This is a genomic window from Kitasatospora sp. NPDC023118 (genome assembly GCF_055560875.1).
Genome location: NZ_JBVHHW010000015.1, coordinates 43,512 through 67,334 on the forward strand (window position 1 = coordinate 43,512; position 23,823 = coordinate 67,334).

The 23,823-nt window shown below is 71.9% G+C and carries 18 protein-coding genes and 1 pseudogene; 13 read left to right on the forward strand and 6 right to left on the reverse strand.

Annotated elements, in window-relative coordinates; genetic code table 11:
• The first annotated feature begins 136 nt into the window (after positions 1-136).
• Both tdh and ACZ3UD_RS20635 read left to right on the forward strand, forming a co-directional pair.
• Entirely contained in the window at positions 137-1,165 is a 1,029-nt protein-coding gene (tdh, locus tag ACZ3UD_RS20630) for an L-threonine 3-dehydrogenase (RefSeq protein WP_465589363.1), read from the forward strand.
• A gap of 29 nt (positions 1,166-1,194) precedes the next feature.
• Positions 1,195-2,388, forward strand: coding sequence for a glycine C-acetyltransferase (locus ACZ3UD_RS20635; RefSeq protein WP_465589366.1), 1,194 nt, complete (start codon positions 1,195-1,197; stop codon positions 2,386-2,388).
• Positions 2,389-2,726: 338 nt separating this feature from the next.
• Here the strand turns inward: ACZ3UD_RS20635 and ACZ3UD_RS20640 are convergent, their stop codons facing one another.
• Positions 2,727-4,097, reverse strand: a complete 1,371-nt coding sequence (locus ACZ3UD_RS20640) for a TolB family protein (RefSeq protein ID WP_465589369.1) — start codon at positions 4,095-4,097, stop codon at positions 2,727-2,729.
• 201 nt (positions 4,098-4,298) lie between these two features.
• Between ACZ3UD_RS20640 and ACZ3UD_RS20645 the strand changes: the two genes are divergently transcribed.
• Positions 4,299-5,210 (forward strand): LysR family transcriptional regulator, encoded by a 912-nt coding sequence (locus ACZ3UD_RS20645; protein WP_465589371.1) that lies wholly within the window; start codon positions 4,299-4,301, stop codon positions 5,208-5,210.
• Between the two features lie 374 nt (positions 5,211-5,584).
• Here the strand turns inward: ACZ3UD_RS20645 and ACZ3UD_RS20650 are convergent, their stop codons facing one another.
• From ACZ3UD_RS20650 to ACZ3UD_RS20665, 4 genes are all read right to left on the reverse strand, one after another.
• Entirely contained in the window at positions 5,585-6,580 is a 996-nt protein-coding gene (locus ACZ3UD_RS20650) for an ABC transporter substrate-binding protein (protein ID WP_465589374.1), read from the reverse strand.
• 100 nt (positions 6,581-6,680) lie between these two features.
• Positions 6,681-7,511: an ABC transporter ATP-binding protein gene (locus tag ACZ3UD_RS20655; protein ID WP_465589377.1), complete on the reverse strand. Its 831-nt coding sequence runs from the start codon at positions 7,509-7,511 to the stop codon at positions 6,681-6,683.
• A complete protein-coding gene (locus ACZ3UD_RS20660; protein ID WP_465589380.1) occupies positions 7,508-8,629 on the reverse strand; it encodes a FecCD family ABC transporter permease in 1,122 nt (373 codons plus the stop codon). The genes ACZ3UD_RS20655 and ACZ3UD_RS20660 overlap by 4 nt, the downstream gene beginning before the upstream one ends.
• The gene (locus ACZ3UD_RS20665) at positions 8,626-9,648 is read right to left on the reverse strand and encodes a FecCD family ABC transporter permease (protein ID WP_465589383.1); all 1,023 of its coding nucleotides are present in this window, start codon (positions 9,646-9,648) and stop codon (positions 8,626-8,628) included. The genes ACZ3UD_RS20660 and ACZ3UD_RS20665 overlap by 4 nt, the downstream gene beginning before the upstream one ends.
• 270 nt (positions 9,649-9,918) lie before the next feature.
• On the opposite strand from ACZ3UD_RS20665, the gene sbnA reads away from it, so the two are divergent.
• Genes sbnA through ACZ3UD_RS20710 form a run of 9 tightly spaced genes read left to right on the forward strand, consistent with a single transcriptional unit; the run spans position 9,919 to position 21,751 of the window.
• The gene (gene sbnA, locus ACZ3UD_RS20670; RefSeq protein WP_465589386.1) at positions 9,919-10,872 is read left to right on the forward strand and encodes a 2,3-diaminopropionate biosynthesis protein SbnA; all 954 of its coding nucleotides are present in this window, start codon (positions 9,919-9,921) and stop codon (positions 10,870-10,872) included.
• 40 nt (positions 10,873-10,912) lie between these two features.
• Positions 10,913-11,947, forward strand: a complete 1,035-nt coding sequence (gene sbnB / locus ACZ3UD_RS20675) for a 2,3-diaminopropionate biosynthesis protein SbnB (protein ID WP_465589389.1) — start codon at positions 10,913-10,915, stop codon at positions 11,945-11,947.
• A 12-nt stretch (positions 11,948-11,959) separates the two neighbouring features.
• Positions 11,960-13,753: an IucA/IucC family protein gene (locus tag ACZ3UD_RS20680; protein ID WP_465589392.1), complete on the forward strand. Its 1,794-nt coding sequence runs from the start codon at positions 11,960-11,962 to the stop codon at positions 13,751-13,753.
• A complete protein-coding gene (locus tag ACZ3UD_RS20685) occupies positions 13,750-15,015 on the forward strand; it encodes an MFS transporter (RefSeq protein WP_465589395.1) in 1,266 nt (421 codons plus the stop codon). The genes ACZ3UD_RS20680 and ACZ3UD_RS20685 overlap by 4 nt, the downstream gene beginning before the upstream one ends.
• Positions 15,012-16,724: an IucA/IucC family protein gene (locus tag ACZ3UD_RS20690; protein WP_465589398.1), complete on the forward strand. Its 1,713-nt coding sequence runs from the start codon at positions 15,012-15,014 to the stop codon at positions 16,722-16,724. Before ACZ3UD_RS20685 ends, ACZ3UD_RS20690 begins: the two co-directional genes overlap by 4 nt.
• Positions 16,721-18,529: an IucA/IucC family protein gene (locus ACZ3UD_RS20695; RefSeq protein WP_465589401.1), complete on the forward strand. Its 1,809-nt coding sequence runs from the start codon at positions 16,721-16,723 to the stop codon at positions 18,527-18,529. The genes ACZ3UD_RS20690 and ACZ3UD_RS20695 overlap by 4 nt, the downstream gene beginning before the upstream one ends.
• A complete protein-coding gene (locus tag ACZ3UD_RS20700; RefSeq protein ID WP_465589404.1) occupies positions 18,523-19,317 on the forward strand; it encodes an HpcH/HpaI aldolase family protein in 795 nt (264 codons plus the stop codon). Before ACZ3UD_RS20695 ends, ACZ3UD_RS20700 begins: the two co-directional genes overlap by 7 nt.
• Positions 19,314-20,519 (forward strand): type III PLP-dependent enzyme, encoded by a 1,206-nt coding sequence (locus tag ACZ3UD_RS20705; protein WP_465589407.1) that lies wholly within the window; start codon positions 19,314-19,316, stop codon positions 20,517-20,519. Before ACZ3UD_RS20700 ends, ACZ3UD_RS20705 begins: the two co-directional genes overlap by 4 nt.
• A complete protein-coding gene (locus ACZ3UD_RS20710) occupies positions 20,519-21,751 on the forward strand; it encodes a DUF1015 family protein (RefSeq protein ID WP_465589410.1) in 1,233 nt (410 codons plus the stop codon). Before ACZ3UD_RS20705 ends, ACZ3UD_RS20710 begins: the two co-directional genes overlap by 1 nt.
• A gap of 240 nt (positions 21,752-21,991) precedes the next feature.
• On the opposite strand, the gene ACZ3UD_RS20715 is transcribed toward ACZ3UD_RS20710, so the two are convergent.
• Complete coding sequence (locus ACZ3UD_RS20715; RefSeq protein ID WP_465589413.1) at positions 21,992-22,858, reverse strand: iron-sulfur protein; 867 nt, start codon at positions 22,856-22,858, stop codon at positions 21,992-21,994.
• Between the two features lie 307 nt (positions 22,859-23,165).
• On the opposite strand from ACZ3UD_RS20715, the pseudogene ACZ3UD_RS20720 reads away from it, so the two are divergent.
• Positions 23,166-23,428 (forward strand): annotated as a pseudogene (locus ACZ3UD_RS20720) (arsenate reductase/protein-tyrosine-phosphatase family protein); the annotation flags it as partial.
• Positions 23,429-23,823 lie beyond the last annotated feature (395 nt).

Consider the following 23,823-nt stretch of genomic DNA (forward strand, 5'->3'; position numbering starts at 1 on the left):
TCGATGGACCACACCCGCCCTGACCAGGCAGATTTCTGCCTGCCCGGAGTGCGCCCGTCATCGGCGGCCGAACCGGGCCACTCGGCCTGCCCGACCCTCGAAGGCCGTCCCACCCGCACGTCAGGAGCCGTCGCCCGTGAAGGCACTCGTCAAGCACAAGGCCGAGCCCGGTCTCTGGATGATCGACGTCCCGAAGCCCGAGATCGGCCCCGGCGAGGTGCTGATCAAGGTGCTGCGGACCGGCATCTGCGGCACCGACCTGCACATCCGCAAGTGGGACGGCTGGGCGCAGCAGACCATCAAGACCCCGCTGGTGCTCGGCCACGAGTTCGTCGGCGAGGTCGCCGAGATCGGCGCCGGCGTCGCGGACATCGCGGTCGGCGACCTGGTCAGCGGCGAGGGCCATCTGGTCTGCGGCAAGTGCCGCAACTGCCTGGCCGGCCGCCGCCACCTGTGCCGCAACACCGTCGGCCTGGGCGTCAACCGCGACGGCGCCTTCGCCGAGTACGTGGCCCTGCCCGCCTCCAACGTCTGGGTGCACCGGGTGCCGGTCGACCTGGACGTGGCCGCGATCTTCGACCCGTTCGGCAACGCCGTGCACACCGCGCTGTCCTTCCCGCTGGTCGGCGAGGACGTGCTGGTCACCGGCGCCGGCCCGATCGGCATCATGGCCGCCGCCGTCGCCAAGCACGCCGGCGCCCGCAACGTGATGATCACCGACGTCTCCCCGTACCGCCTCGACCTGGCCCGCCAGGTCGGCGTGACGCTGGCGCTCAACGTCGCCGAGCACACCATCGAGGAGGGCCAGCAGAAGCTGGGCCTGCGCGAGGGCTTCGACGTCGGCCTGGAGATGTCCGGCCGCCCCGAGGCGATGCAGTCGATGATCGCCAACATGACCCACGGTGGGAAGATCGCCATGCTGGGCCTGCCCGCCGAGGAGTTCCCGGTGGACTGGGCCTCGATCGTCACCTCGATGATCACCATCAAGGGCATCTACGGCCGCGAGATGTTCGAGACCTGGTACGCGATGTCCGTGCTGCTGGAGGGCGGCCTGGACCTCAGCCCGGTGATCACCGGCCGCTACGCCGCCGACGCCTTCGAGGCCGCCTTCGACGACGCCGCGAGCGGCAACTGCGGCAAGATCATCCTCGACTGGACCGCCTGAGCACCCCGCTGACGCAAAAGGAGCCTGTTGTGTTCGACAACGTGCGCGCCGACATCGCCGCCACCCTCGACGAGATCCGCGAGGCCGGCCTGTTCAAGCCCGAGCGGGTCATCGGCACCCCGCAGAGTGCCGCGGTCACCGTCACCGGCGGCGGCCGCCCGGGCGAGGTGCTGAACTTCTGTGCCAACAACTACCTCGGCCTGGCCGACCACCCCGAGGTGGTGGCGGCCGCCAAGGACGCCCTGGACCGCTGGGGCTACGGCATGGCCTCGGTCCGCTTCATCTGCGGCACCCAGGACGTGCACAAGGAGCTGGAGGACCGCCTCTCGGCGTTCCTCGGCCAGGAGGACACGATCCTCTACTCCTCCTGCTTCGACGCCAACGGCGGTGTCTTCGAGACCCTGCTGGACGGCCGCGACGCCGTCATCTCCGACGCGCTGAACCACGCCAGCATCATCGACGGCATCCGGCTCAGCAAGGCTCGCCGCCACCGCTACGCCAACCGCGATATGGCCGACCTGGAGCAGCAGCTCAAGGAGACCCAGGACGCCCGCCGCCGCCTGATCGTCACCGACGGCGTGTTCTCGATGGACGGCTACGTCGCCCCGCTGCGCGAGATCTGCGACCTGGCCGACCGCTACGACGCGATGGTCATGGTCGACGACTCGCACGCCGTCGGCTTCGTCGGCGCGGGCGGCCGCGGCACCCCGGAACTGCACGGCGTGATGGACCGGGTGGACATCATCACCGGCACCCTCGGCAAGGCGCTCGGCGGCGCCTCCGGCGGCTACGTCGCGGCCCGCCGCGAGATCGTCGCCCTGCTGCGCCAGCGCTCGCGCCCGTACCTGTTCTCCAACTCGCTGGCCCCGGTGATCGCGGCCGCCTCGCTGAAGGTGCTCGACCTGGTCGAGCAGTCCAACGAGCTGCGCGAGAAGCTGGCGGCCAACACCGCGCTGTTCCGCGGCAGGATGACCGAGGCCGGCTTCGAGATCCTGCCCGGCGACCACCCGATCGCCCCGGTGATGATCGGCGACGCGGCCAAGGCGGGCCGGCTCGCCGAGCTCCTGCTGGAGCGCGGGGTGTACGTGATCGGCTTCTCCTACCCGGTGGTCCCGCACGGCCAGGCCCGGATCCGGGTGCAGCTGTCCGCGGCGCACTCCACGGAGGACGTCGAGCGCGCCGTCGCGGCCTTCGTGGACGCGCGCGCCGCACTGGGGGAGTAGCCCCCGCCGGGCCCGGCAGGGGCCCGCACCGACTGCCCGCGGGCCGGACCGCTCGGAACCGGACCGGCCCGCGGGCGAACAACCGCCGTGCGGTGGAGGCGAATCGTTTCGCCTCCACCACACGGCCCGCCAACCACCTGCCGCACCCTCCCGCCACGGGGGTGGGGCGCCGGCCCGCACCGGCGTCCCACCCCCGTTCGCGGTTTCCGGGGTCGGTCGTCCTCGCCTTGGTCGTGGGCCGCTGGTCAACAGCTGAGATGAACTCGATCGGAAGATACGTCAACTGTTGTAAGCGGCGTGGGGTCGGGTGGCGGCCCGGTCCCACCCACCGGCGTGGATCACAGTCGGCGCAGGAACACGTCCGTGAAGGTGCTGGTGTCGCCCGCCACCAGGTTGCCGTCCTCCGCGTCGAAGACCACGGTGTCGCCGCTGGCGTCGACGCGAGGGTTGTAGGAGCCGCCGGTGGCCTGCGCGCCGTCCTCGGTGAGGCTGACCCGCTCGATCCGGCCGGTCCACAGGTCGCGGCGGAACACGTCGGTCTGCTGGTTGGTGTCGCCCGGGACCAGGTTGTCGGCGTCGGAGTCGAAGTAGACCCAGCGGTCGTCGGAGGTCATCACCGGGTCGTAGGAGCCGCCGGTGGTCGTGGTGCCGGGCAGGAAGGTGTTGAGCCGGGTGCGCTTGCCGGTGGCCAGCTCAAGGGCGTAGAGGTCCATCCGGATGCCGTGCGAGCCGGGCTTGCCGGCGCCGTAGACCGGCAGGCCGTAGAGGGCGTAGCGGCCGTCGGCGCTGATCCGGGCGTCGATGCCGGTGCCGGCCAGGGAGCCGGTGTCGTCCAGGCTGGCGCCGGTGGTCCTGCCGGTGTCGGCCTTCCAGACGAAGTACGGGTAGAACCGGGGGCCGGCCAGTTCAGCGGCGGCGGCCGGGGCGGTCGCGGGCGGCGGCGGGACGAGGTTGCCGGCCCGGGAGGTGAAGCCGACGGTGCTGCCGTCGGCGCTGATGGTCGGGCCGAAGGAGTTGTTGTCGGCGGTGTTGCCGTCGAAGCCGGTGGTGATCAGCCGGGTGGTGTGGGTCCAGCGGTCGGTGACGAAGACGTTCTGCTTGCCGCGTCGCACGCCGGGGGCCAGGTCGGTGCGGTTGGAGGCGTAGGCGATGTAGCGGCCGTCCCGGCTCAGTGTGGGGCTGTCGGCGCCGCGGATGGTCTCGTCGTCGGTGGTGGTGAGGTTGCCGGTGGTGATCAGCTCGGTGCGGCCGGTCCAGCGGTCGCGGACGAAGACGTCGCTCTGGTGCTTCGCCTGGCCGGGCACCACGTTGGTGGCGGTGGTGCTGAACGCGACGTAGCGGCCGTCGCCGCTGATCGAGGCGTCCGAGGTGGGTGCGTTCAGCTGCGCTCCGTCGTCGGCGACGCTGACCCGCTCGATGTGCCCGTTGCGCAGGTCCCGTACGTAGACCTCGCTGGCGTTCGGGGCGCCGTCGACGGGCAGCAGGTCGGTCGCGGCCGACGAGAACAGCGCGGAGCGGCCGTCGGCGCTCAGGCCGAGCGTGTTCGACGGGCCGTTGAGCTGCTCGCCCTTGGTGCCCTCGCTGACCCGGGCGGTGTCGCCCTTGGGCGGGCGGGCCTCGGCGGCCGGCATCGCGGCGCCGGCCACGACGGCGGCCAGCAGGACGCAGCCGGTACGGGCCAGCCAGCGGCGGGAACGAGCGGTGGTCATGGACATCCTCCCCTGATGACGAGTGCCGGGCCCTCGAATCCCTGTGATCCCCAGCGGCCCGGCCCGGCCAAGAGCCAAGCGCCGATCGAGCGCGACGGTCAACGGGCCGAAGCGATCTCCGCCCGAAATACGCCACCGGTGGTACTGCGGCCCGAAACGGCTCCCGGCCGGTCCACTCCGCCGCGCTGGCAGAATTGGTCCGTGATCGACGCACGACGGCTGCGGACCCTGCGGGCCGTGGCGGACCACCGCACCGTGACCGCCGCGGCGGCCGCCCTCTACCTGACCCCCTCCGCGGTCTCCCAGCAGCTGGCCGCCCTGGAGCAGGAGACCGGCCACGACCTGCTGGCCCGCGAGGGCCGGGGCGTGCGGCTGACCGCCGCCGGGGAGATCCTGCTCGGCCACGCCGACGCCGTGCTCGCCCAGCTGGAGCGCGCCGAGGCCGACCTCGCCGCGTACAGCGCGGGCGTCGCGGGCGAGGTCACCGTCGCCTCCTTCGCCACCGGCATCTCGCACGTGCTCGCCCCGGCGATCGGCCTGCTCGCCGAGCGCGCCCCGGGCGTGCGGCTCAAGGTGCTGGACGCCGAGGGCGACGCCAGCCTGCCGATGGTGCTGGACGGCCGGGCCGACCTCGCGGTGGCCGTCGAGTACCGGGGCGCCCCGCGCGCCGACGACGCCCGGCTCACCCGGGTCCCGCTCTACGCCGAGCCCTTCGAGGCCGTCCTGCCGCTGGTCCACCCGCTGGCCGCCGAGGAGGGGCCGCTCGCCGTGGCCGCCCTGGCCGGCGATCCCTGGATCGGCCCCTACCCGGGCAACCCCTGCCACGACGTGGTGCTGCTGGCCTGCGAGCACGCCGGCTTCCAGCCCCGGCTGCTGCACTCCTCCGACGACTTCCGCGCCGTGGTCGCGCTGGCCTCGGCCGGCTCCGGTGTCGCCCTGGTGCCGCGCTCCGCGCTGCGCGGCGTCGACCTCGCCCGGGTCGCCGTCCGGCCGGTGGACAGCGAGCTGGCCACCCGCCGGGTCTTCGCCGCCGTCCGCGCGGGGGCCGACGGGCACCCGCTGATCCGCCCGGTGCTGGACTCCCTCGCGGCGGCGGCGGCCGACGGGGCCTGACCAACCGGCCTGCGGGCGAACGCAGTTCAGGGCCGCAGCGTCGCCAGCAGGCCTGTTCTTGCCGGAAATGTCATCCGCCCTGCTCAGGCCGCATGTTGGTACTCGTGAAAGAGGCCGCCGAGTCGGTCGGTTCGGCGTATGTCGAGGCGGGCGATTTGCTCCGGGTTGTCGATTGGCTGGGGGAGCGGACAGAGGGGGCGGGCGTGGCTCATGCGAGTCCTCCGTTCTGTTCGGGGGAGAACTGACGTGGTCTCATGGAACCTCTGGGAAGAGGGATGGCGGCCGTACCCGCCGCCCTGAATGACCTCGACCCTCGTGATGAACCGCGAGGGGTGGCGCTTCCTCCGAACCGCCACCCCTCGCGCCAGGGCGGCTCAGCCGCGCTGGGGGTCGACGCCGAAGGTCTTGGCCAGGTCGTCCAGCGTGATGGTGGCGCCCTGTAGGCTCACCGACTGGATCCAGGTCGCGTCGTCGACCTCGTGGACCTGGTTCTTCTTCACCGCGTCGAGCTGACCCCACAGGGGGTTGCGGAGGAAGCGTTCCTTGGACTCGTTGCCGCCGTCGTAGGTGGACACGAAGATGTGGTCGGCGTCCGCCTCGCGGATCTGCTCCTCGCTGACCTCCACCACGAACTTGTCCACGTCCTCGGACTTCGGCCTGGCCAGGCCCATGTCCGAGAGGATGATGCCGGTGAAGGACGCCTTGCCGTACAGCCGGGTGGAGCCCTTCATGAAGCGCACGACCGAGATCTGGGGGTTGCCGGCCTTGTCGTTGATCTCCTTGCCGACCGCTGCGGCCCGCTTCTGGTAGGCGGCCAGCGAGTCGGCGGCCTGCTTCTCGGCGCCGAGCGCTTCGCCGAGCTTGGTGATGTTGTCCTTCCAGGTCGGGCCGGTGGTCTTGACGAACACGGTCGGCGCAATCGCGGAGAGCTTGTCGTAGATGGCCTCGTGACGGACGCTCGCCGAGACGATCAGGTCAGGCTTGAGCGCGGCGATCCCTTCGAGGTCCGGGGATTCGAGCGGTCCGACGTTCTTGACGTCCTTGACGCTGTCGCCCAGGTACGGCGGGAAGTCCCGCTTGTTGTTGTAGCTGCCGACGCCACCGACCAGCTTGCCGCCGAGCGCGAGGGTGGCTTCGACGAGGCTGGGGTCGAGGGCGACGATCCGTTCGGGGCGCGTCTTCAGCGTGGTCTCGCCCTTGTCGTGCTTGACGGTTCGCGGGAACCCGGCGTCCGCCTCGGCACCGGCCTTGGGCTTCGAGTCCTGGTTCGGCTCCGCGCTGCTGCCGCACGCGGCGAGACCCGCGGTCATGGCCAGCGCGGCGAGCACGCCGGCCACCCGGGTGCCGAGCCGTCGGGAGCGTGAACGCACGATGACGTCTCCTTGTTCTCGGTTCCTGACTTAGGCTAGGCAAACCTAAGTAACGTGAGGACTGTACGGCATTCCGGCCGTGATCGACAGTGGGAAGACATCACCGCGCGCGACCGACCGGGACGACCAGCGGGGTCCCGGTGACAGGGTCGGGCACGATCCGCGAGCGCAGGTCGAACACCGTCGCCACCAGTTCCTCGGTGACGATCTCGGCGGGCGGGCCGGCGGCGACCACGCTGCCCGCTCGCATGGCGACGAGGTGATCGGCGTACCGGCAGGCCTGGTTGAGGTCGTGGAGCACCATCACCACGGAACGCCCCTGCTGCCGGTTGAGCCGCTGGACGAGTTCGAGCACGTCGATCTGGTGCGCGATGTCGAGGAAGGTGGTGGGTTCGTCCAGCAGCAGCCAGGGGGTTTCCTGGGCGATGACCAGCGCGAGCCAGGCGCGCTGCCGCTGGCCGCCGGAGAGGGCGTCGACCGGCTGGTCGGCGAGCTCGACCAGGTCGGTCGCCTCCAGGGACGCGGTCAAGGCGGCCTCGTCCTCCTCCGACCACTGGCGCAGCAGCGAGGTATGGGGTGTCCGACCGCGGCGGACGAGGTCGCGCACGCTGAGGCCCTCGGGGGAGACGGGCGACTGTGGCAACAGGCCCAGGCGTCTGGCCACTTCGCGGGTGCGCAGGTGGTGCACGTCGTGTCCGTCCAGCAGCACCTGTCCGGAGACGGGCCGCAGCAGGCGGGCGAGGGCGCGCAGGACCGTCGACTTGCCGCAGCCGTTCGCCCCGATCACCGCGGTCACGGCGCCGTGGGGCAGGTCGAGGTCGAGGCCGGGGACCACCACACGGTCCGGTCCGTAGGCGAGACGCAGTCCCTCGGTGCGCAGACTCGACGTGGCAGTCGAGCCGGTGACCGGTGTCCGGATTGTCGAGGTCATCGGGTGCCTCCTGAACGAATGACGAGCCACAACAGGTAGGGGGCTCCCACCAGGGCCGTCACGGCGCCTGCGGGGAGTTCGATGCCGGGGACCGCGAGGCGTGCCAGCAGATCGGCGGCGAGCAGCATGGCCGAACCAGTCAATGCCGACGTGACGAGCGGTACGGCGGGCGAGCGCACCAGCCGCCGAGCGATCTGGGGGGCGAGCAGCGCGACGAAGGCCACCGGCCCCGCCGCCGCGGCGGCCGTCCCGGTGAGCGCGAACGCGACGGCGAACAGCGCGACTTGGCTGCGCGCGACCGGCACGCCGAGGGTGGCGGCCGACGACTCGCCGAGGGCCAGCGCGTTCAGTCGCCTGCCCAGGACCAGGGCGATCGGGAACAGCACGGCCAGGGCCATTGCGACCCCGGTCACGTGCTCCCAGCCGCGGCCGTGCAGGCTCCCCACCAGCCAGACCGAGGCCTTGGCCGCCTGGTCGACGTCCCCGGCGGCCAGTCCCCAGTGCAGCAGGCCGATGAAGGCGGAGTGGCAGATGATTCCGACCAGCACCACCCGGTGCGTACTGAACGTCAGATGGCCTCCGCTGCCGCCGTGATCACCGGCGACCACGAGGATGAGCGTTGCCGCGACGAACGCCCCGACGATCGCGCCCAGTGGCACTCCGATCCGGGACAGCCCGGCCGCCGCGCCGCCGGACCCGAACGTGGTCCCGCCGAAGGCGAGCAGCACCAGCACCCCGCCGAGGCTGGCGCCCGCGCTCACTCCGAGGACGTCCGGGGCCGCGATCGGATTGCGCGTGACCGCCTGGACCAGCGCCCCCGACAGGCCCAGTGCGGCACCGACCAGGGCCCCCACGACCACGCGTGGCAGGCGGAACTGCTGCACGATCAGCGCCGTTGCCGGGTCCGCCTTCCCGACCAGCGCCGCCAGCACCTGGTCGAGCGGGATCCAGCGGGTGCCGACGGCGACGGCGACGCAGAACAGGCCGAGGACCACGACCGACAGTGCGCCGTTGACGGCCACCACACGTGGGCGGACGAGCATGCTCACCGAGCCCAGGCGGACCCGGGCCACCAGTGACGGTCCGGAGCGGACCAGCGCAACCTGAGAGGTTTTCACAGCGCCGCCCCCGCCACCTTCGACCGCTTCAGCAGGACGAGGACGAGCGGAGCTCCGACCAGTGCGGTGACCACGCCCACCTGGAGTTCCCCGGGGCGGACCACCAGCCGGCCGACCACGTCGGCCGCCACCAGCAGGCTCGCGCCGAACAGCGCCGCGTAGGGCAGCAGCCATCCGTACCGGGGGCCCGTGACGGCCCGTGCGACATGCGGAACGACCAGGCCGACGAAGCTGATGGGGCCCGCCGCCGCCACGGCGGTCGCGGTCAGCAGGACGACGCAGGCCCCGGCGAGCAGGCGCGCGCGGTCGACCCGGATGCCGAGGCCGCGCGCCACGTCCTCGCCCAACGCCAGGGCGTCCAGGCCGCGTACGGCGAACACGGGCATCAGCAGGCCGACGAGGATCACCGGAGCGACGACGGTCACCGTCGGGGCCCCCTTGCCCGCCAGGGCCCCGACGAGCCAGTAGCGGTACTCGTCCAGGGTCTGCGCGTCCAGCAGGACCAGCACGGAGATGACCGCGACGATCAGCGCCGACACGGAGAGCCCGACGAGCGCCAGCGAGGTGGGCGCCAACCCGCCACGCCCGTAACCGGCCAGGGACAGCACGACTCCTCCCACCGCCGCGGCGCCGAACGCCGCGATCAGGATCTGGGGTGCGAGCGCGCTCACGCCGAACACGTACGAACCGAGGACGAGGGCCAGCGCCGCCCCGGACGAGACGCCCATCAGGGCCGGGTCGGCCAGTGGGTTGCGGGTGATCCCCTGGGCCAGGGCTCCCCCGACCGCCAGTGCGGCGCCGACGAGGACGCCGAGCAGCGTGCGGGGGATCCGCTGCTGCCACACGATGACCGACGCGTCCGTCTCACCGCGGTGGGTGAGGGTACTCAGCACCTCGGACGGCGGCAGGGCGCGACTGCCAACGGCGATACCGAATCCGATGGTGACGACGAGTAGGAGAAATGCGGCGAGCGCACCTATGGCGAGCCGCAGATGCGGTGATGGCCTCGGGGTGGACATGGAAGGCAATGTTAGGCATCCCTAAGTTCTCTCGGCACCTCATACCGCCGGGTAACCCCGCGTGACCTGGGCCGCATTGACAGTTAGCAAGGATAGGCTTACCTTACTAAACGTTTCCGTGGACGTCGTCGACATGTCCGCGTCCATCGTCATGTCCCGCCTCCGAGCCGGGACATCGAATCGAGGATCACCGTGACCGCCGAAGCTGTCATCGAAACTGCCCATGTGCCATCCGTCCGCGAGTCGGTCCGCGAGTCCGTGTTCGATTGTGTGGGAAACACTCCGGTCGTCGCCCTGCGGCGGCTCTTCCCCGAGCCCGGCGTCGAGGTGCTGGCCAAACTGGAGTTGATGAACCCGGGCGGGAGCATGAAGGACCGTTCGGCGCGCTACATCATCGAGGCGGGGCTTGCCGAGGGATCCATCAAGCCGGGCAGTACTGTCGTGGAGAGCAGTTCCGGTAACTTCGGGATCGCTCTGGCGATGGCCGCCCTCGTCCACGGACTGCGGTTCGTCTGCGTCGTCGACCCCAAGGTGACGAGCGCCAACGTGACCCTGCTGCGTCAGCTGGGCGCGACCGTCGAGGCCGTGTCCGAACCGGACGAGGCCGGTGGCTACCTGCACACCCGGATCCGCCGCGTCAAGGAGCTCGTGGCCGAGATTCCCGGCGCGATCTGGATCAACCAGTACGCCAACGACCGGAACTGGCAGGCCTTCTACCACGGCGTCGGCGGCGAGCTCGTCGAGCAGCTGGTTCGGCCGCCGTCCTACCTGTTCGCACCCGTGAGCACCACGGGCAGCATCCTCGGCTGCTCCCGCCGGCTCCGGGAACGCTTCCCCGACCTGCGGGTCATCGCGGTCGACGCGGTCGGCTCGGTGATCTTCGGGAGCACGCCGGCGCCGCGCGAGATCCCGGGCATCGGATCGAGCCGGGTCCCGGAACTGCTGCGGCCGGAGGAGATCGACGACGTCGTCCACGTCGACGACGTGGAGGCCGCCGAGGCGTGCCGCGAACTGCTGGAGCGGGAGGGCATCTTCGCCGGCGGCTCCAGCGGCGCGGTCGTCGCCGCGGTCCGGCGCACGCTGCCCCGACTGCCCTCGCCCGGCCGCGTACTGGCGATCTTCCCCGATCGCGGTGACCGCTACCTCGACCTCGTCTACGACGACGACTGGCTGGAGCGGATGCGCTCCCGCCGGGCATCCGCCGCCGCCCTGGCAGCGCACTGACCTTCCGTCACCACGCCACCCCATCAACCAAGGAGAACCCGTGACCAGCTCGACGACGCCGTCCGACGCGGACAAGCCCCGCATCCTCTACCTCAGCCGCAGCGACGTCGCCTCCGTCGGCGGCGACCGTTCCGACCTCTACGTCCAGGCCCTGACCGACGCCCTGGTGCTGCACGCCCAGGGCAAGACGGTCCAGCCGCTCAAGCCGTACCTGCGGGTGCACGGCAAGGAGGGGCACATCGCCGACCGGATCATCGCGATGCCCGCTCACGTCGGCGAGCCGGGGATGTCCGGTCTGAAGTGGATCGGCAGCAAGCACGACAACCCGGCGCGTGGAATGGCGCGCGCCAGCGCGGTCATCGTGTTGAACGACCCGGCCACCAACTACCCGGTCGCCCTCCTGGAGGGCAGCCTGATCAACGCCTGGCGCACCGCCTGCGTCACCGTGCTCGGCGCGCGCCACCTGGCGCGTGAGGGCTTCACCGATGTCGCGCTGGTCGGCTGCGGCGTGATCGGCACCACCCAGATCCTCGCCATGCTGGAGCAGTTCGGCCACATCGCGACGGTGCACCTGTACGACCAGCAGCGCGAGGCCGCCGAGCGGCTCGCCGACCGCATCGGCGCGGAGTACCCGAACGTCACCACCGTGGTGGCCGACAGCGCCGAGCAGGCGGTGCGCGCGGGCGACGTCGTCGTCCCCTGCACCGTGACCGACCAGCCCTACATCGAGGCCGACTGGCTCAGGCACGGGGCCTTCCTGTCCAACATCTCCATCATGGACGTCCACAAGGAGGTCTTCCTCGCGGCGGACAAGGTCGTGGTCGACGACTGGGAGCAGAGCAACCGCGAGAAGAAGATCATCAACCAGCTGGTGCTCGACGGGAAGTTCTCGCGCGAGCAGCTGCACGCCGAACTCGGCGAGATCCTGGCGGGAACGCGCCCGGGCCGCGAGAGGGACGACGAGCTCATCGTGCTCAACCCCATGGGCATGGCCGTCGAGGACATCGCCTGCGCCGCCGAGGTGTACCGGCGGGCCCTCGAAGCGGGCGCGGGGACCTGGCTGGACCTCTACTGACAGATGCGGCCGATGACGTATTCCGATCCGACCGAACTGGTCCTTCGCGACCTGGTCGACACGCTGGTGCAGGAGAACGCGGCCGGGGCCGCGGACACGCTGACGGTCACGGACACCGCTCCGGTGACCGGGGCGGAGCTTGTCGACGGCGAATTCTGGTGCCGCATGGGGAACCTGGCGTTCCGCGGACGGGACGGCGGCGCGCTGCAGCGCCACCGGATCTCCCGCGGGCCGGTCTGGCGCATCGACGGCGCGGGGCTCCCGCAGCCCCTCGCGCCGCACGAGGTCCTGACCGCCCTCGACACCGGGCAGGCGGACAACGGTGTACGGACGGCCGATGTCGGCGGCGACCTCCGGGCCGCCGTCGACCACGCGACGGTGACACTGAGCGGCTACGCCGCGCTGCCCGACCCAGCGCCCCGCCCCGGCGGGGTGCTGGCGGGCGAGCGCCTCGCGGCCACCAGGAACCGGCCGTTCCACCCGACGGCGCGGGCGGCGGCGGGCTGGTCGGCCGCCGAACTCGACCAGTACGGCCCCATGCGCCGGGCACCGCTCGGCATGGACTGGGTCGCGGTGCGCCGCGACTGCCTGCGGCTCGGCACCGGCGAGGCCTCCGGCGCACTGGCCCACCTGCTGCTGGAGGAGCGGGAACTGAGCGTGCTGGCCGAGGACGCGCGCCGGGCCGGCGCGGACGCGCAGGAGTACCGGTATGTGCCCCTCCACCCTTGGCAGTTCGAGCATGTCCTGCCGAGGGAGTTCGCGGCCGAGCTGGCGGACCGCCAGGTGGTGCCGCTGAGCCGGGGGCTCGGCGGCTTCCACCCGACGTCCTCGCTGCGCACCCTCGCCACCTCGCCGGAGTCCGGCCTGCACCTCAAACTGCCGCTCGGCGTCGCCACGCTGGGTGCCACCCGGCTCCTGCCGCCCCGCTACCTGGACAACGGCGAGCGGGCGCAGGACTGCATGGAGCGCCTGCTGAGGTCAGACGCCCGCCTCGGCGCCCTCGTGCGGGTCTGTGACGAGCGCACCTGGTGCGGCTGGCGCAGCCCGGACGGCGACGACGAGTTCGCCGACCGGCCGGGGCAGCTCGCCGCCCAGATCCGCCGCTACCCCGCCGGCCTGTTCGACGACCCGGATGCGCTGGTGCTGCCGATGGCCGCTCTGGCGGCTCACGAATGGGATGTCCTGGCACCGGCGTTGGGCGCGGCCGGGTTCGACGACGGAGACCCCGTCGGCCTGTTCCGCACCGTCGCGGAGGCGTTCTGCGCGATAGGCCTCGGATTCCTGCGCCACGGCGTCCTGCCGGAGCTGCACGGACAGAACGTCGTCGTCGTCCTGGCCCGGGGCGGGGTGCGGGAGTTCGTCCTCCGGGACCACGACACGCTGCGGCTGTGCCCGCAGTGGATGGCGGCGGCGGGCACCGAGGATCCCGGATACCGCATCAAGCCCGGCGCCCCGCAGTCGCTGACGCTGCCCGAACCCCGGGCCCTGCTCGGGTTCCTGCAGACCCTGGGCTTCCAGGTCAACCTGTACGGCATCGCCGACGCCCTCGCCCGGCACCACGGGCTCGACGAGCGGATCCTCTGGGCCGAGCTGCGCGCGGCCGTCGAAACCTGCCTGGACCGGCTCGACCTACCCGCGCACGTCGCCGGCCTCGTCGACGACGAGGTGCTGCGCGCCGGGCAGTGGCCCAGCCGGCAGGTCCTCACACCGCTCCTGCGCCAGGGCCGCTCCTCAGGCGTCAGCATGCCGGCGGGCATCGGGCGCGTGCCGAACCCACTGGTGCCGGTCAGCGCGGTGTTGCCGTGATACCGGACACGCAGGCCGCCGACCGCCGGGCGCTACGCATCCTGTGGTTCGGTCAGTTCGCCGCCATCGCCGGGCTCACCGTCGTCGTGCCACTCCTGCCCTTCTACCTTGCCGGCTTCGGGCTGCCCGACGGCGAACTGGCCTGGTGGACCGGGGTCTCGCTCGCCGCGCCCGCGGTCGCCCAGCTGGTCACCGCACCGCTGTGGGGCATGGTGGGCGACCGGTACGGCCACAAGGCCATGGTGGTGCGCGCACACGCCGGCCTCGCCGTGGCCGTCGGCCTGATGGCCCTGGCGGACACCCCGGGCGAGTTCCTCGCCTGCCGGCTCCTCCAGGGCGCGTGCGGAGGGGTCGTCGCGGCCGCCGCGACCTACGCGAGCTCGCTGGCCGCGCCGAACCGCCGCGGGCGCGCCCTGGGCAGCCTCTTCGGCGCGACCGGCGCCGGATCGCTGCTGGGCCCTCTGGCCGGCAGCCTGCTCACCGGCCGGTTCGGCTTCGACGCCCTGTTCGGCTGCGTGGCCGTACTGCTGTCCGTCGCCGCCGTCCTGGCCCTGGCCATGCTGCCCCAGCGCAGGCCACCGAAGGCAGAACGGTCCTGGGAGCGCGAGCGCCCCGCCCTACGGGAGGTGGTCGGCCGGATCGCGGCCGATCCGCGCAGCCGCACCCTGGTCCTGGCCGGTCTGCTGGGCCAGGCCGCCGTCTACGCCCTGGTCGTCGTCTTCGCGCCGCGGGTGCAACACCTGACGACGTCGGTGTCCTCGGCGACCGTCTGGGTGGGAGTGCTCCAGGCCGCGACCTGGGCCGCCTCCCTGGCCGGCGGCCCGTGGTGGGGCAGGCGCAACGACCGCAGGGCGGCGCCGACGAGCTTCGCGGTCGCCGCTGCGGGCTGCGCGCTGGCCGTCGCCCTGCAGGGGCTCCCGGAGACCCCGGGGCTCCTGGTGCCGCTTCGGGTGGTGCAGGGGTTCTGCTTCGCCGCGCTCGCCCAGTCCGTGCTGCACGTGGTCTGCGACGTGGTGCCCGAGCGGGCCCGCGGAGCCGCGCTCGGCAGCACCAGCGGCCTGCTCGACGGCGGCCAGGTGTGTGGCCCGCTGCTGGGCGCGGCCGTGGCCGGCCTGCTGCCCCCGTCCGGCACCTTCGCCGTCATCGGCGCGCTGCTGATCGCGGCGGCGGGCCTTGCCGCACTCAGCACGCGCCGGCCACGGCCCCACCGTCCTCTCCGGGCGGCGCTCGCCGTCCCGGCCCTCTCCGAGGTGAAGCAATGACATCAACCGAATCCCCCGTCAACACCACCGCGGCGCGGTCCCGCGCGGAGCAGGCCGCGCACCAGCGGCTGCTCAACAGCTATCTCCGGGAGTCCGGCGTACCCCTGACCACCGCCGGCGACGGCCTCGGCCGCATCGGCCTGCCCGTCGCGGGCACCGCGCTCGTCGTGGCCGTACCCCACCGCTCGGTGTTCGGCCACCACGCGTTCGACGGCCAGGTGTGGCTCGAACAGTCGGACGGCGAGCGTGTCCCGCTGAGCCACGACGAACTGGTACGGCTGGTGCTGGACGAGGCGGAGGCCCTCGCCGCCAAGGAGTTCGGACCGGCCGACGACGGGGCCGAGCGCAAGCGCGTACTCGTCGAGCAGGTCGAGAGCAGTGTCGCGGCCACCGCACGCTACCTCGGGCACCGGCGGACCCGACGCCCGGACACCCCCCACGAACTGACCCGCCGCGCCGAGCAGTCCGTGCTGCTGGGCCACCCCTTCCACCCGACGCCGAAGAGCACCCAGGGCTTCGGCGACGAACTGGAGACCTACGCGCCCGAACTCGGCGCCGCGTTCGTCCCGCACTGGTTCGCCGTGCACCACAGCATCCTGCTCGAACGCCGGGTGGCACCCGCCCAGTGGACTCCCGAACCGGTCGCCGCCACGGCCGCGAAGGCGCTCGGGGACGACCACGGCCACGCGCTGCTCCCGGTGCACCCGTGGCAGGCGAGGTATCTCCTGAGCAACCCGACGGTGGCCCGCCTCGCCGCCGACGGGCTGCTCACCGACCTCGGCGCGATCGGCCCGCAGGTCTACCCGACCTCCTCCGTGCGCACCGTCTGCGACCCCGCCTTCCCGGCCTCGTGGAAGCTCCCCCTGCACGTGCGGATCACCAACTTCGTCCGCAACAACCCGGTCCCGCACCTGATGCGCGCGACCGACGCCGGCGCCCTGGTCGCCGAGCTCGCGCCCGGCTGGCACCATGCGGGATTCGCCGCGCTGGTCGAGACCGGCTTCCGCACCGTGGACCCGGCTATGGTCGGCGACGAGCTCGCCGCGGACTTCTCCGTGCTGTACCGGGACAACCCCTTCACCGACGGCTCGGCCGCCCCGCGCGTGCTCGCCGGCCTGCTGGAGGACCGGGACGGCGACATACCGGACCTGATCCATGAGGTCCGCCGCTGCGCCCCGGACCCGGGCGCACCCCAGGCCGCCGAGCACGTGACGCAATGGCTGCGCCGCTACCTCGGCATCTCCCTGATCCCGCTGCTGGAGATCTTCGACCGCGACGGCGTCGCCTTCGAGGCCCACGCACAGAACTCCCTGCTGCACACCGACGGCGGGTGGCCCACCCGCTACTGGGTCAGGGACCTGGAAGGCGCCGCCGTGAGCAGGCAACGGCTCCGCCGGGGCACCGTACCGCCGGACAGCCCCCTGCTCTACGACGACGCCGAAGCCTGGCTGCGCCTGCGGTACTACGCGGTCACCAACCACCTCGGCCACCTGATCAGCGTGCTGGGCCGGTACACCGACGCCGACGAGCCCCTGCTCTGGCGCACCGCCCGCGAAACACTCGCGGCGAGCAACACCCCGTCGGCGGCCGACCTGCTGGAGCGCCCGGTGCTGCCCGCCAAGGCCAACCTGGTCAGCTACTTCGCCGGACGCGGCGAGAACCCCCGCTACGTGGACGTCCCCAACCTTCTCTTCGAGGTGACCCGATGACCCTCTCCACCCCGCGACTCGTGGCCGACGCGCTGCGCGCACCGACGTACGTGTCCGTCCGGCGCAGGCTGTTCCGCCAGCTGCTGGAATCCCTCGTCTACGAGGACGCGATCCGCGTGACGACCGCCGAGGACGGCTCCTCGGTCGTGGACGGCACGGACGACCAGGGACGTGCGGTCCAGTACGTGTTCACCGCCCGCCGCAGGCACGGGTTCGACCGCGTCTCACTCGGGCCGGACCCGGTCCGTCGCCTCGCCGACGGTACGAGCGCCGAGGCGGACTCGGTGACCCGGTTCCTGGGAGAGGTACGGCAGGCGCTGACCGCCGACCCGCAGTGCCTTGCCCGCTTCTGCCGCGAGCTGGAGGCCACGCTCGTCAAGGACGCACTGGCCCAGTACGCCCGCACCGAACGGGGCGACGTGCTCGCCGACCACGACTACGAGACCCTGGAAGGCACGGTCACCGACGGACACCGGTACCACCCCGCCTACAAGTCCCGGATCGGCTTCGACCTTGAGGACAACCTGGCGTACGGGCCGGAGTTCCTGCGCCCGATCCGCCCGCTGTGGGTGGCGGCCCGTCGAGACATCTCCCGGGTGGCCGCCTCCGACGCGCTGGCCGAGGACGACTTCCTGGCCGCCCAGCTCGGCGCCGACACCCTTGCGGCCTTCAGGCTCCTCGTCACCGAGGCGGGACGCGACCCGCAGGACTACACCCTCCTGCCCGTCCACCCCTGGCAGTGGCGCGAACAGATCGCGCCGACCTGGGCGGACCAACTGCGCCGCCAGGAGGTCATCCTGCTCGGGGAGGACCCGCACACCTTCGCCGCGCAGCAGTCCATCCGCACGCTGAGCTGCCGCGACGTACCCGAGCGCCCCTACCTCAAGCTCGCCCTGTCCATCGTCAACACCTCGACGAGCCGGGTCCTCGCGCCGCACACCGTGTCCAACGCGCCGGCGGTGTCGGACTGGCTGCGCGGCGTGGTGGCGCGCGACCCGTACCTGCGGGACGAGTGCCGGGTGGTCGTCCTCGGCGAGGTCATGGGCACCGCCGTCACCCCCGCACCCGCCGCCGACCTGGTCCGCTCCGACAGCTACGGCACCCTGGCGTGCATCTGGCGCGAGAGCCTGCACCCCTTCCTCCAGCCCGGCGAGCGGGCCGTGCCCTTCACCGGGCTGACGGCACGCGAACTCGACGGCACCCCGCTGATCGACGCGTGGGTGCGCGAACTCGGCGTACGGACGTGGCTGCGCCACCTGGTGCGGGCGAGCGTCCTGCCCCTGCTGCACCTGCTCTTCCAGCACGGCATCGCCTGCGAGTCGCACGCCCAGAACATGGTGCTGGTGCACGACGGCGCGATGCCGAAGCGCGTGGCGCTGAAGGACTTCCACGACGGCGTCCGCTTCTCCCGCAAGCACCTCGCCGAGCCGGACGCGTGCCCGGCGCTGGAGGCGCCCCCGGGCCACCACGTCAACGCCAACTCGTTCCTGGAGACCGACGACCTGGACCAGGTGGCGGACTTCCTGCTGGACGCGTTCTTCTTCATCAACTTCGGGGAACTGAGCCTCTTCCTGGCCGACGCCTACCAGCTCGACGAGCGGGACTTCTGGTCCGACGTCCGGAACGAGATCCGCGCCTACCAGCACCGCTTCCCCGAACTCGACGACCGCTTCGAGCTGTTCGACGTGTTCAAGCCGACCATCGAGGTGGAGAAGCTGACCACCCGCCGACTGCTGCCCGACACCGAGCTCCGAGTGCACGCCGTGGCGAACCCGCTGGCCGGGCCGCAGGAGCGCCGATGCTGAAGCCCAACGCGGTCAAGCACAGACTCCTGGACGGGCAGGAGGTCCACGGCCTGTTCTGTTCGATCCCGGCCCCCGCCCTGGTGGAGGTGATCGGCTGCGCCGGATACGACTTCGTCATCCTCGACAGCGAGCACACGCTCGTCGACCCCGAGACCCTGGAGAACCTGATCCGCGCCGCCGAAGCGGTCGGGCTGACCCCGTTCGTCAGGGTTCCCGAGTCCGATCCCGGCGCCATCCTGCGCGCGCTGGACGCGGGCGCGATGGGGATCGTCGTCCCGCACATCCGGTCGCGCTCCGACGTCGACGCGGCGATCCGGGCCGCCCGCTACGCGCCGGAGGGGATGCGCAGCCTCAACGGCGGACGGGTTCCCGGCTTCGGGCTGATCGACCTCACCGAGTACGTCCGGCTGGCCAACGACGAAGTCATGGTCATCGCGATGATCGAGGACGCCGAGGGCGTCGAGGCGCTGCCGGAGATCCTGGCCGGCGGAGGCGTCGACCTCGTCCTCGAAGGCGCGGCCGACCTCTCCCAGTCCTACGGGGTGCCCTGGCAGACCCGCCATCCGCTGGTGACCGGGGCCCTTCGGCAGATGCACGCGGCGTGCGCCGAGCACGGCGTGCCGTACTGCGCGCTGCCCCGCACCCGGGAGGACCACGAGGTATGGCGGAAGGCCGGCGTCACCGCCTTCGTCCTCGGCGAGGAGCGGGGACTGGCGGCCCGTGCCCTGCGCAGGCACCTGGATGAGCACCGCACGCACGACGGCACGACGGACGGGACAGCGGAATGACCGACGCACTGACCAAGACGATCGCCGACCGCGCGGGCCGCAACGAGCCGGTGTGCCTGTACGGCTACGACCTCGACGCCCTGTCCGCTCACGTGGAACAGGTGGTCGCCGCGCTGCCCGAGCGATGCCGGATGTTCTACGCGATGAAGGCCAACAGCGCCGCACCCATCCTGCGCGCGCTCGCGCCCGTGGTGGCCGGCTTCGAGGTGGCGTCCGGCGGCGAGGTGGCCAAGGCCCGAGCGGTCGACGCCGACCTCCCGGTGATCTTCGGCGGACCGGCGAAGACCCCCGCCGAGATCGCCGAGGCCCTGCACCACCGGATCACCCGCTTCCACGCCGAGAGCGTGCTCGAACTCCACCGGATCTCGCGGGCCGCCGTCGAGGCCGGCGTCACGGCGGACGTGCTGCTGCGGGTGAACCTGGCCGGACCGTTCCCCACGGCGACCCTCGCGATGGCCGGGCGACCCACGCAGTTCGGCATCGACGAGAGCGTGCTCGCCGACGCCGTCGGCGCCGCCACCACCCTGCCCGGGCTGAGACTGGCCGGCTTCCACCTCCACTCGCTGTCGAACAACCTCTCCCCGGAGGCGCACCTGGACATGCTGCGCCTGTACCGGGACAAGGTGATGGGCTGGGAACGCGAGTTCGGCATCCGGTGCGAGGTACTCAACGTCGGCGGCGGAATCGGCGTCAACTACCAGGACCTGGACGCACAGTTCGACTGGATGGCCTTCACCCGAGGGCTGGCCCCGCTGGTGGAGACCTTCCGCTCGCACTGGCGGGAGATCGACTTCGAGTGCGGCCGCTTCCTGACCGCCGCGTGCGGCCGCTACGCCGTCGAAGTGCTCGACATCAAGCGGAACCACGGCGTGTCCTACGTCCTGGTACGCGGTGGGACGCACCAGTTCCGGCTCCCGTCGTCCTGGCAGCACAGCCACCCGTTCACCGTCCACCCGGTCGACGAATGGCACTCGGAGGTACCCCGTCCGGAGCTGCGCGACCAACCGGTGACCGTGGTGGGCGAGCTGTGCACACCCAAGGACGTACTCGCCCGCGAGGTGCTCGTGCCCCGGGTGCGGGTGGGGGACGTGCTGGTCTTCAGCCACGCGGGCGCCTACGGCTGGGAGATCTCGCACCACGACTTCCTCTCCCACCCCCACCCGGACCAGGTGTTCCTGACGGAACGCGGGGAGTCCCGCTGATGCTCTCCCCTGCCCGCGACCGGGTGGGCGTATGGCTGCACCCCTTCCGCGCGGTTCGGTACGACGTCCGCCACGCCGGTGACCTCTCCACGGTGGTCTGCCCTCCGTACGACGAGATCGGCGCGACGGGCGTCCACGCCCTGCGCTCCAGGCCCCACCACATCAGCCAACTGCTGCACGACCCCGATCCGCGTGCCGCCGCCGCCCGTCTGGACCGGTGGCTGGACCGGGGCGTGCTGGCGCGCGACCCCCAGCCCGCCCTGTACGTCTACCAACAGCGCATCGGCGAAAGGGTGTTGCAGCAAGGCGTGATCGGCACCGTGGAACTGCCCGGCAGCGGGGACACCGCGATGCTGCCGCACGAGGACGTACAGCCACAGGTGGTCGCGGCCCGCGCCGAGCTCATGGCAGAACTGCGCGCCCAGCCGGAGCCGCTGCTGCTCACGTACGACTCGGGCGGCTCCGCCCGACGGGACACGGCCCGGGTCCTGGACCGCGTCACGGGCCTGCCGCCCGTGGCCACCGCCCGCACCGGCGCGATCACGCACACGCTCTGGGCCTGCACCGGCACCGACGACCAGGCCGTCATCGCCGCGGAGCTGGCGGGACGTCACGCCCTCATCGCCGACGGCCACCACCGCCACGCGGCCTGCCAGTTGCTGCGGGACCGGAACGGCACCGGCGCCAACCCCTGGCAGCGCGTCCCGGCCCTGCTGGTGGACACCGCCACGCATCCCTTGCACGTGGCGACGATCCACCGCCTCGTTCCCGGCATCGAGGCGGAGAAGGCCGCTGCCGCGGCGGCGGACGTGGCACGGGTGCGGTGGCTGCCCGGAGGGCCGCGCCGCCCGGAGCCCGGCGAACTGATCCTCACCGGCGGCGGACGGGCCTGGGCCGTCAGCGACCCGGATCCGCAGGCGCTGGGCGAAGCCCTGGCCGGAATGCCCCCGCAGTGGCGCCAGGTGCCAGCCGCCGTCGCCGACCATCTGCTGCTGCGCCGCGCCTGGTCGGTGGCCGACCTGCCCGGTGCCGTGCACCACGTGCACGACGCCGGGCAGGCCACGGCCGCCGTGGCAGCGCCCGGCAGCGGCACCGCCGTCCTGCTGCCCCCGATGACCGAGGCCGTCGTGCGGGACCTGGCCGCGGCAGGGGTCCTTCTGCCGCGGAAGTCCACCTCCTTCGGCCCCAAGCCGACCACCGGCTTGGTGCTGCGCGTCCTCGACAGACCGTGACTCGGCAGGCCCTGCTGCCGCCTCGCCCTCCGCGGACCCGCGACAGGCTGGTAGCGACCGTGGGCGGTAGCGACCGTGGGCGTCCAGTGACTCGGGTAGGCCGATCTCGCGGGAGCCGCAATGAGTCCACGTTGTTTTCGGCAAGGTGAATGACAGCCACCTCGGCAACCGAGAACGGAAGCCACGGTTTCGACAAGTTGATCCGAGCCACGTGCTCGGATCATGTGTGGCTGCCATCTCTCAGGACTCCAGTCGGCGGACGCGCTCCGCGTCGCAGGTGCGGGGGCAGGTCAGGCACGCCTCGGGGCGGATCGTGTAAGAGAGGCAGCAGCCGAGTCGGGTCCGGGTGAGGTGGGACCGGCCGTCGCTGCCGGAGAGGCGCCGGAAGCCGGCCCCGCCGGGGAAGGGTGCGATGGCCTGCGGCAGGAGATCGGTGGCGGCCTGCGCGGCTCGCTCCCCCTGGCCGAGTGCGCGGCCCAGGTACCAGATGCCGGAGATCAGGTCGTCCGCGACCATGCCCCACAGGGCACGCGGGCCGCGTCGGACATGGGGGGCGATGGCGGCCAGGAGCGGGCGCATGTGGCTGACGACGGCGGCGCGGAGTTCGGCGCGCAAGGCCTGTTCGTGAGGGAGCGTCTGGACTCCGGGACACCGGGCAGCGGCCGGGTCGCCGGGGAGGCAGGCGAGGCCGGATTCCGGAGCGACCTCGACCGTGCCGGTCGCCAGGTTCACCCTGATGCCGTCTGGATGGATCCACGGCACGCGATGCTGCAGGTACCAGGGACCACTCATCAGCAGACTGACGGACCACACGTAGTCGTGCAGGGCCCGGGAGGCGGCGACGTCCCTGCGCGGGCGTTGGTGGCGCGCGCGGAGACGGGCGTCCGCGGCATCGATGAGGGCGTCGAGCGCCTCAGGGTTCCGTGTCAGTTCGGCTGCGTCGACCCAGGAGCCGGACGGTCCCGGCGCTTGACTTGATGCCGCCCCGGCCTCGGCCACGCGCACGTTGAGCGCCTCACAGAGAACGGCGAGGCGCCGGTAGGCGTCGGCCAGCAAGGCGGGGGCGGAGGCCGCGGAGGCAGGAGGGATCTCTGGGGCAATGGTCACGCGCATTCCTCAGGCGTCGGCATCACCAAAACAAGGTAAGCCTAACTTAACCTTCGGGGTTGATCTCCGGCGATCGAGGGAAGTGTGTCGCTCGTCTCCGCCGAGCAGCAGTACTCGTCCCCCGCAGTGGACCTGTTTCAGCGGCCGAATGTGGCCGAGGGCCTGCGGCTTCGCAATTCGGTTCGCAGGCCGGGCTGTTGGCGAACCGGAACACCGAGCAGTTCCGCGACCTCCTCGACCAGGCCAGGACCGGTTCCCTCGACCCGGTGACGATCATGGCGGGCTGACGGGCCGGTCCGGCGTCAATCTTGAGCCCCTGGCCGAGGTTGGCATCGACATCTCCGCCGAGACTCCGAAGATCCTCACCGCCGAAGCCGTCCAGGCCTCCGACATCGTGATCACCGTGGACCGCGGCGACGCCTGCCCGTTCTTCCCCAGCAAGTGCTACCTCGACTGGAAGCTCGACGACCCGGCCGGCCAGGGCATCGACACCGTCCGCCCGATCCGCGACCAGATCGGCAGCGCATCCGCGGCCTGCTCGCCGACCTCGGCGTCGAGGCCGCCGTATGAACGACGCCCCGATCGTGAGCACGACCGCCATGACGCCCGAGCACGCCGACCAGGTCCTGGCGATCTATCAGAGTATCTCTTTGCTGATTTCTCGTTAGATTCTTCCCCTGTCAATGGTTTCGGCGGCGCGCACATCCTTATTTTGCGCTATCCGTTGACTGAGGCCTGTCACCGCTGCTTTTCTTCGGTTCACGCCCTCTGCCGAAGCCCTCGGGCCGGCGGCCGGCGCTGGTTCCGCTGTTCCACCATCGCTTGGTGCTCAGTTCGCTGACGCGGCGTCGGTCATTGCGCGTCAGCCCCCCACGGCACTACCGGCTAGCACGGGCCGCCCTCGATTCTACGCGCCTCTCGCCCGTGTGATCGCCGTACCCCGTCATGCCACGAGCCGTCATCCG

What these genes read in the sequence shown, in the direction of transcription:
- ACZ3UD_RS20640 (WP_465589369.1), bottom strand. Translation starts at nt 4,097, where the DNA reads ATGACCACCGCTCGTTCCCGCCGCTGGCTGGCCCGTACCGGCTGCGTC.
- ACZ3UD_RS20655 (WP_465589377.1), bottom strand. Translation starts at nt 7,511, where the DNA reads ATGACCTCGACAATCCGGACACCGGTCACCGGCTCGACTGCCACGTCG.
- ACZ3UD_RS20665 (WP_465589383.1), bottom strand. Translation starts at nt 9,648, where the DNA reads ATGTCCACCCCGAGGCCATCACCGCATCTGCGGCTCGCCATAGGTGCG.
- ACZ3UD_RS20680 (WP_465589392.1), top strand. Translation starts at nt 11,960, where the DNA reads ATGACGTATTCCGATCCGACCGAACTGGTCCTTCGCGACCTGGTCGAC.
- ACZ3UD_RS20690 (WP_465589398.1), top strand. Translation starts at nt 15,012, where the DNA reads ATGACATCAACCGAATCCCCCGTCAACACCACCGCGGCGCGGTCCCGC.
- ACZ3UD_RS20695 (WP_465589401.1), top strand. Translation starts at nt 16,721, where the DNA reads ATGACCCTCTCCACCCCGCGACTCGTGGCCGACGCGCTGCGCGCACCG.
- ACZ3UD_RS20700 (WP_465589404.1), top strand. Translation starts at nt 18,523, where the DNA reads ATGCTGAAGCCCAACGCGGTCAAGCACAGACTCCTGGACGGGCAGGAG.
- ACZ3UD_RS20705 (WP_465589407.1), top strand. Translation starts at nt 19,314, where the DNA reads ATGACCGACGCACTGACCAAGACGATCGCCGACCGCGCGGGCCGCAAC.
- ACZ3UD_RS20710 (WP_465589410.1), top strand. Translation starts at nt 20,519, where the DNA reads ATGCTCTCCCCTGCCCGCGACCGGGTGGGCGTATGGCTGCACCCCTTC.